This is a genomic window from Acinetobacter sp. YH12072 (assembly GCF_013419565.1).
In the GTDB taxonomy this organism is placed as follows: Bacteria; Pseudomonadota; Gammaproteobacteria; order Pseudomonadales; family Moraxellaceae; genus Acinetobacter.
The window spans coordinates 115,221-122,614 of sequence record NZ_VOZV01000008.1; the positions used below are offsets into that span (position 1 = coordinate 115,221).

General features: G+C 40.7%; 8 protein-coding genes. 4 read left to right on the forward strand and 4 right to left on the reverse strand.

What is annotated here, in order from left to right; all coding sequences use genetic code 11:
- Positions 1-142 precede the first annotated feature (142 nt).
- Entirely contained in the window at positions 143-1,846 is a 1,704-nt protein-coding gene (locus FTU19_RS05205; protein WP_179993218.1) for a M61 family metallopeptidase, read from the forward strand.
- A gap of 67 nt (positions 1,847-1,913) precedes the next feature.
- Here the strand turns inward: FTU19_RS05205 and paaI are convergent, their stop codons facing one another.
- The 3 genes from paaI to FTU19_RS05220 all read right to left on the reverse strand — a co-directional run bounded on the left by paaI (position 1,914) and on the right by FTU19_RS05220 (position 3,353).
- Complete coding sequence (paaI, locus tag FTU19_RS05210) at positions 1,914-2,306, reverse strand: hydroxyphenylacetyl-CoA thioesterase PaaI (RefSeq protein WP_166136082.1); 393 nt, start codon at positions 2,304-2,306, stop codon at positions 1,914-1,916.
- Positions 2,307-2,476: 170 nt separating this feature from the next.
- On the reverse strand, positions 2,477-2,875 hold the full coding sequence (gene uraH / locus FTU19_RS05215; protein ID WP_179993219.1) for a hydroxyisourate hydrolase: 399 nt from the start codon (positions 2,873-2,875) through the stop codon (positions 2,477-2,479).
- A gap of 31 nt (positions 2,876-2,906) precedes the next feature.
- A complete protein-coding gene (locus tag FTU19_RS05220) occupies positions 2,907-3,353 on the reverse strand; it encodes a heme-binding protein (protein WP_257220893.1) in 447 nt (148 codons plus the stop codon).
- Between the two features lie 174 nt (positions 3,354-3,527).
- Here FTU19_RS05220 and FTU19_RS05225 point away from each other — a divergent pair, with 174 nt between their 5' ends.
- Together FTU19_RS05225 and FTU19_RS05230 are read left to right on the forward strand one after the other, a co-directional pair.
- On the forward strand, positions 3,528-4,199 hold the full coding sequence (locus tag FTU19_RS05225) for a heavy metal response regulator transcription factor (protein ID WP_180130307.1): 672 nt from the start codon (positions 3,528-3,530) through the stop codon (positions 4,197-4,199).
- Entirely contained in the window at positions 4,196-5,554 is a 1,359-nt protein-coding gene (locus FTU19_RS05230) for a heavy metal sensor histidine kinase (RefSeq protein WP_180004077.1), read from the forward strand. The genes FTU19_RS05225 and FTU19_RS05230 overlap by 4 nt, the downstream gene beginning before the upstream one ends.
- Positions 5,555-5,562: 8 nt before the next feature.
- Here FTU19_RS05230 and FTU19_RS05235 read toward each other — a convergent pair whose 3' ends face one another.
- Positions 5,563-6,345: an rRNA large subunit pseudouridine synthase E gene (locus tag FTU19_RS05235; RefSeq protein WP_180004080.1), complete on the reverse strand. Its 783-nt coding sequence runs from the start codon at positions 6,343-6,345 to the stop codon at positions 5,563-5,565.
- A gap of 468 nt (positions 6,346-6,813) precedes the next feature.
- Between FTU19_RS05235 and FTU19_RS16470 the strand changes: the two genes are divergently transcribed.
- Positions 6,814-6,954, forward strand: coding sequence for a hypothetical protein (locus FTU19_RS16470; protein ID WP_373683635.1), 141 nt, complete (start codon positions 6,814-6,816; stop codon positions 6,952-6,954).
- Positions 6,955-7,394 lie beyond the last annotated feature (440 nt).

Genomic DNA, 7,394 nt, shown 5'->3' on the forward strand with positions numbered 1-7,394 from the left:
GATTTAATTTTCACGCATGCTATGCCTTTTTTTTAAGGATAGCTAGTCAGAAATGTAGACAAATGCGACAGCTAAGCAATACTGGCCTAAAAAATGCTAAGCTAAGCTATAACTCATTTATTTGTATTTTATATCGCCCATTATGTTGCATTATCAAATCGAATTTGACGATTATCGTCAGCACCTTATTCACGTAACTCTTCGCTTTTTAGCAGACCCAACGCAAGTCCTTTCTTTACCGACCTGGATTCCGGGCAGTTACCTGATTCGCGAATTCTCCAAACATATTGAAGCGGTCAAGGCTTATGATGAGGACGGACGCCAGCTACAAATCCAGAAGTTTGAAAAGAATAAATGGCGTTTATTCAATACGGATCATGAACTGATTACGGTGGAATATGATGTCTATGCGTATGACCTGTCTGTTCGTGGTGCATATGTGGATCAAAACCGTCTTTATGTGAACCCGGCTTGTGCATGTTTAGGGCTGGAAGGTCAGGAACATAAAGAAATTGAAGTAGAAGTATTCCTGCCGGATGAACTGAAACATTTCCAGCTTGCGACGGGCATGCAGGCCAAAAGTCTGGTGAAAGGTCGTTATACCTTAAAAGCTAAAAACTATGCTGAACTGATTGATGCGCCGTTTGAACTGGCAGAGCAGACCCGTTTCAGCTTTGAAGCCAATGGCATTCCGCATGAGTTTGTGGTGTCAGGCAAGCATGCGATGAATGAACAGCGTATGAAGCAGGACATTGAGAAAATCTGTGCGACAGAAATTTCCATGTTCGGTTCTGCGCCATTCAGTGATTATACCTTTATGACCATGGCCACCGGGAACAGCTATGGCGGTCTGGAACATCCAAACTCAACCAGTCTGATTACACCGCGTGATGACTTTCCTAAAGCAGATGAGCCTGAAGAGCCATCGAAAGATTATCAGCGTTTCCTTGGCCTATGTAGTCATGAGTATTTCCATTCATGGTTAGTGAAATTTATTCGTCCAGAAAACTTCGTGAATTATGACCTGAACAAAGAAGGCTATACTTCTTTGCTTTGGATCTTTGAAGGGTTTACGTCGTATTATGACGACCTGATTCTGCTACGTAGTGGCGTGATCAATCAGGAATCTTATATTGCATTGCTTAAAGCGCAGATTGATCGTTATCTTCAAAACCCGGGACGTTTTATTCAGTCGGTGTCTGAGTCTAGCTTTGATGCCTGGGTGAAATTCTATCGTCAGGATGAAAACTCAAACAATGCCGGTACCAGCTACTATAATAAAGGCTGTTTAGTCGCATTGTCTCTTGATCTGGGTCTACGTCTGCGTGGCTCGAGTCTGGACGCTTTAATGCGTAAGCTATATGAAAATACGCAAAATGGCATTCAGGTCAATGAACGGACTATCTTTGAGTTATGTCAGGAATTAACGGGTGATAACTGGTTAGAACAGATTAATCATTTGATCAATACCACAGATGAATTGCCTTTAGATCAGTTACTACCTGAATTTGGCGTGAGCTATACACTGAAAAATGACAAGTCATTACCATTTGGTTTGAAACTTGCAGATAAGCCTGAAGGTGTGCTGGTTCAGTCTGCACGTCGTGATGGAGCAGGGGTGAAAGCGGGCCTTTCAGCGAATGATGTAATTGTGGCGATTGATGGCCTTAAAGCAACGACGAAACTTGTCGAGAAATATGCGAAACAGGAAGGTACGTATACTGTCCATGCATTCCGTCGTGATGAGCTGATGACTTTTGAAGTTCAAAATGGTGGTTCTGAACTGACTGAAGTTGAGTTAAAAGTTGAAGATCAAGCTAAAGCCGAGAAATGGTTGAAAGCTTAATCAGAATGTTGCTATTAAAAAAACCGCTGTTAAGACAGCGGTTTTTTTATTGGGTTTTTTAGATGATTTATTTAATGATCAGTCGTGAAGTTCCACGGAACTCAGCCACGATTTGCTCTTTCTGATTCAGGATCTGAATATCGTAAATTCCACTACGACCGCTACTGGCCTTATGTTCAGCTATGGCGGTAAGGGTATCACCTAACAAAGCTGGTTTTAAATAATGAATCCCGCAATGTTGGCCGACTGCTGGGTATTCGCCGGTATTGCAGGCAATGGCAAATGCAGCATCAGCTAATGCAAAAATCACAGCGCCGTTACAGGTCTGATGTCCCTGTAAATGTTGTTCAGACACTTTAAGTTCAATCTTCGCATGATTGTGGTTATAGGAAATTAGATGTGCACCGAGATACTGAATTAATCGGTCCTGATTAAACATCTGGTTCACTTGCTGATCCATTGCAGAACTCCTTTTTTAGATACACTTTGTTTTAAAAATATTAATTATGTGAATCATAAATAACATTCCAGGAGATAAATAACAAGCGAAAGCCAGATGAATGATGCAATGCAGCTGTTTTACGCTTCAAAATAAAGCGCCATGAAAATGATGCTTTTAGGGATTAAGAATTAGTTGCCACGATAGGTTGAATAACCATAAGAGCTCAGTAATAACGGAATATGATAGTGCTCCAAAGCACCGTCAATCGTAAATACCACAGGTACTTCAGGGAAGAAGGTGCGTTGATTATTGGCCTTAAACCAGTCACCGGTTTTGAAGGTCACTTTATAGATGCCTTTCTGTAAAGCTGTATCTTTAGGATAAAACTCTTTGATACGGCCATTGGTATCTGTTTTTAACTCATTCAGTTTTACCCACTTGTCACCCTGCTGAGCTTCCAAAATCACCGCGACATTGGCGGAAGGCAGACCAGTTTCCTGATTCAGCACATGCACACTTAAGGGATTCTGTGCAAAAGAAAAGCTTGCTGTCGCCGCTAGAAGAGCACCAAAAATAATTTTTTTCATAGGTCTGTTCCTATTCAATAGATAGATAAAATTAAAGTTGTTTTAAAGTATGTTGAATGCCTTGTGCGGCACATTGATGATCCTGTTCAGAGCCACCAGAGCCTGCAACGCCAACAGCGCCAATGAGCTGGTTTTTATAAACCACAGGTACCCCGCCGCCCAATAATAATAACAATTCATCCAGGGTATTTAAATTTTGTGCATCCGGGTTCTTTTGTGCATGACGCATGAAATCCAATGTACTGGTCTTAGTCGAGTATGCAGTAAAGGCTTTACGCTGTGATGCAGTTAAATTGTGAATTCCGACAGATTCATGCCGTTGGCTGGCCAGAACATTACCGCCTTGATCCAGTACTGTGACTGCAGCGGGTTTGCTGGCTTTCTGACAAGCTTGCATGACATTCTCAGCAAGTTGGTTTGCTGTGCTCAAGTCCATAATATAGGCCGTTTTTAATTCAGCATGGCTTAAGCTAACCATTGCTAAACTCGCTAGATATAAAAATATTTTTCTCTGATTTAATCTACTTCTCATGATAATGTTCAGTCATATAGAAATTGAGAAGATCATAATCAAAGAATGGAAGCTCATGGATGACAATCAGATTACCAATTTGTAATCTTTGCGCTGTATGAAATTGATTAAACTCAGCCCATGCATATTTTAATTGTAGAAGATGAAGCCAAAATTGCCGGATTCTTGGCCACAGGCTTAAATGAATCCGGCTACCAGACTACACAGGTGGGCAATGGCCTGCATGCCTTATCAGTGCTGGAACAGCAACAGATTGATCTGGTATTGCTGGATGTGATGCTGCCCGACCTAGACGGCTGGCAAGTCCTCAAAACCTTGCGTACTTTTTCTAAAGTTCCCGTACTTATGCTGACTGCCAAAGATCATGTGCTTGACCGGGTCAAAGGATTGGAACTGGGTGCAGATGACTATTTAACTAAGCCTTTCTCTTATATCGAACTTTTGGCCAGAATCAAAAGCCTGCTGCGCCGTGTACCAAAAACTGAACACGAAACGTATCAGGTGGCCAATTTAGAGCTGAATCGTTTAACCCGGGAAGTATTTCGAGACCAGCAAAAAATTGAGCTTACCCAAAAAGAGTTTGCACTTTTGCAGTTGCTGATGGAACACCAGTCCGAAGTGTTAACCCGGACACAAATTGCTTCACTGGTCTGGAATATTAATTTTAATACTGACACCAATGTCGTTGATGTTGCTGTACGTCGATTACGTTCTAAAATTGATGACCATTTCAGTCCAAAACTTATTCATACTGTACGTGGTATGGGTTATAAGCTGGATGTGCACGCATGAAAATGCATTTGGGCACACGTCTCGGCATCGCTTTTGGCCTTATTTCCTGTATCGTTTTTTTAAGTATCGGCGGGTTGTCCTATCACAATATGCAGCAGATGGTGCAACAACAGCAGGATGAAGCTTTGGCCTTGCGGATTTCCAGGATTGAAATATTTCTGGCTGATCAGCAAAGCTTTCAGGTGCTGATCGAACATCCAGAGCTTTATGAGAATATGCTTGGACAGGAAGACAACTTACTGATCCTTAAAAACGCGCAGAATACATTAATTGATATTAATCCTTTAAATATTACTATTCCTCTATTGGATTATCACACCAGGCTGAATTATCAAAATAATAAGCTTGAACAACCCACGACCCGTTTGGCATTTAAGCAAGTGGACTTTAATGGACAGTCTTATCAACTGATTGCCGGTAAGCAGCTCGCAGCAGGGCAACAGGTTTTAAAACATTACCTGATAAAATTAGTGATCTACACTCTGCTTGGTATTATTTTATCTACTTTGTTAGCCTGGCTGATGGGACACTATCTACTGCGATCCATGCGCCAATTAATTTACGCCACTCAGCAAATTAATGTGCAGCAGCTGGATCAGCGTATCGAGTTGCCATCCCGAACTATTGAGGTGCAGCAACTAACCGAGGCCATGAATGCCATGCTGGACCGAATACAGCAAGGCTATGAACAGTTGGCCCGATTTTCTGAAGATATTTCCCATGAATTACGAACGCCCCTGAATAACTTGATGGGGCAAACCCAGATTGCCTTGTCGAAGTCACGCAGTCGCGATGAATTAGAAAATTTGCTGTATTCCCATCTGGAAGAGTATGAACGTCTAACTCAGATGATTGAAAACATGCTATTTATCGCCCGAGTTGAACATGGCCACTATCAGATAGAAAAACAGACACTAGAACTTAGCCAGATCATAGAAGATTTGCTGGCATATTTTGAGTTTCTGGCAGAAGAAAAAAATATATCTATTTATACGGATATTCCGGCTCAACTGAATATAGCTGCGCATCCGGAACATCTGCAACGTGCGCTTGCCAATTTACTCAGCAACGCAGTGCAGTATGGAAAGGAAAATGGCGAGATCAGAATCACGGCGATGACTACAGAAAATAGCTGTCGGATTGATGTGCTGACAGCAGGTGTACAGATCCCCGAGCAGCATTTAGCCCATCTGTTTGAACGCTTTTATCAAGTTGATAGCAGCCGGCATCAAAAAGCCCAAACGGGTGGTTTGGGCTTGGCGATTGTGCAGTCCATTATGCAGTTGCATCAGGGGGAAGTTCAGGTGAATAACCATTCTCAAGGGGTGGTCTTTAGTTTGATCTTCCCGATCTAAGCAGTGGCTTAACGTGTACGACGGCCACGACTCTTGGTATTTGGACGGGTGGTACCATTGGTCTTGCGACGTGGTTTTTCACCTTCTTCCATTTGCCAGATACGCGGTGTGCCGGTTTTTTTCTTGGTGCCGTCTTTCGTTACTTTCTTGTTAATTGGTTTACCACCGGTACCACCCGGTTTTTTCACATAAGAGCGCGAGCGGTAAGGTTCTTGAGCAGGCACATCTTTAAAGTCTGGATAAAGTAGGGGTTCAATTTCTTTAGTTTCACCTGGCTGTAAACCTAATTGAACCAGATCAATTGAACCGATTTTGGTACGGATCAAACGTAAGGTAGGAAAACCAACGGCTGCAGTCATACGACGTACCTGACGGTTACGGCCTTCACAGATTGAAATTTCGACCCATGAAGTTGGAACAGAAGCACGGAAACGTACAGGAGGATTGCGCTCCCATAACCATTCCGGTTCAATGACTTTAATTGCTTTGGCTGGCAGCGTAATACCGTCATTCAGTTCAACACCCTTACGAAGCTGTTCTAGAGCTTCTTCGGTTATATCCCCATCGACCTGAACCAGATAAGTTTTGAATTTTTTGCTGGCTGGATTGGTAATATATTGGTTTAAACCGCCATGATCGGTCAGGAACATCAAACCTTCAGAATCCATGTCCAGACGACCGGCAATACGCAGATCCGGATCGTCTACGAAATCCGCCATAGTCTGATGTTTTTCATCTGGACGAAATTGGGAGAGGACGTCATAAGGCTTGTTAAGAATGACAATTTTCACTTTAACCTACTAAAATATATAAAATAATTCTGGTGTGGCAGTCATGTTGCCCATTGTGATACTCCTTTACTTATAAGTAGGAGATAAGGGAAGACATAAAAGAGTCCACTAAGTGGAAGCTATCATAGCAGATTCTGATTTATCTTCCTTGAATTTATGTTTTGTATCTAATCTGATTGCGACCATGCCGCTTTAAAATGATGTACTTTTTGTATTCAAATATGATCTTCCGTTTAAGAATGTTAATCCTCAATGATCTTCATTTTCTACTGAACTTGTCGAGTCAGTTAAGGGAAGATCAGACAATTCAAGGCTAAGCAAAAAATTGACAATGATTTTTATAGAGCTGAAATGGTCTTAACGGATTTACATACCATACAAAAGCTTTCCAAACTGGCTTAGACCACTACAAAGCAAGCTGATATTTTAATTTCACAGTTTCTAATATTTTTAATTTTGAGGTGAACAATGAAATTGTTGACTTTAATTAGTATGGGTATTGCAGCGAGTTATTGTTATAAAAGCATCAAACATAACAAGCAAAATCTTTCAAATCTAAGTTTTGATGAAGTGATAAATCAACACATTTTACGAGATTTTATAGCCTGAGCATTATTCATATTTACCGTTAGCTTAAGCTAATTATAAATAGAGAATCTCAACATATCCTGTTGGGATTTTTTATTTTTATCATTTAAATATTTTTAGATAAGATGAGTAAGAAAATTTATATCAAAATGAAAGTTACATGATTAATCTATTAAATAGTCAATTAATACAACTCTATAAAGCAATGTAAACGAAAAATTCAAATCTTCTGCTAAATTAAAAAATAAACCAAATGTGTGGAGGTTTGTATGAGAAATATACCAGAAGGAACCCAGGTTATTCATCATATATCAGCTCAGGACGGTGCATTCTAAGAGATGGATCCGTAAATTTGAACAACTCCTATAAGTGATATTCTGCTCCTCAAATGATGTTATAAACATCAATATATGGAGTATTTTATGGCACGTAGACCAAGAAGAAATCATTCAAATGATTTT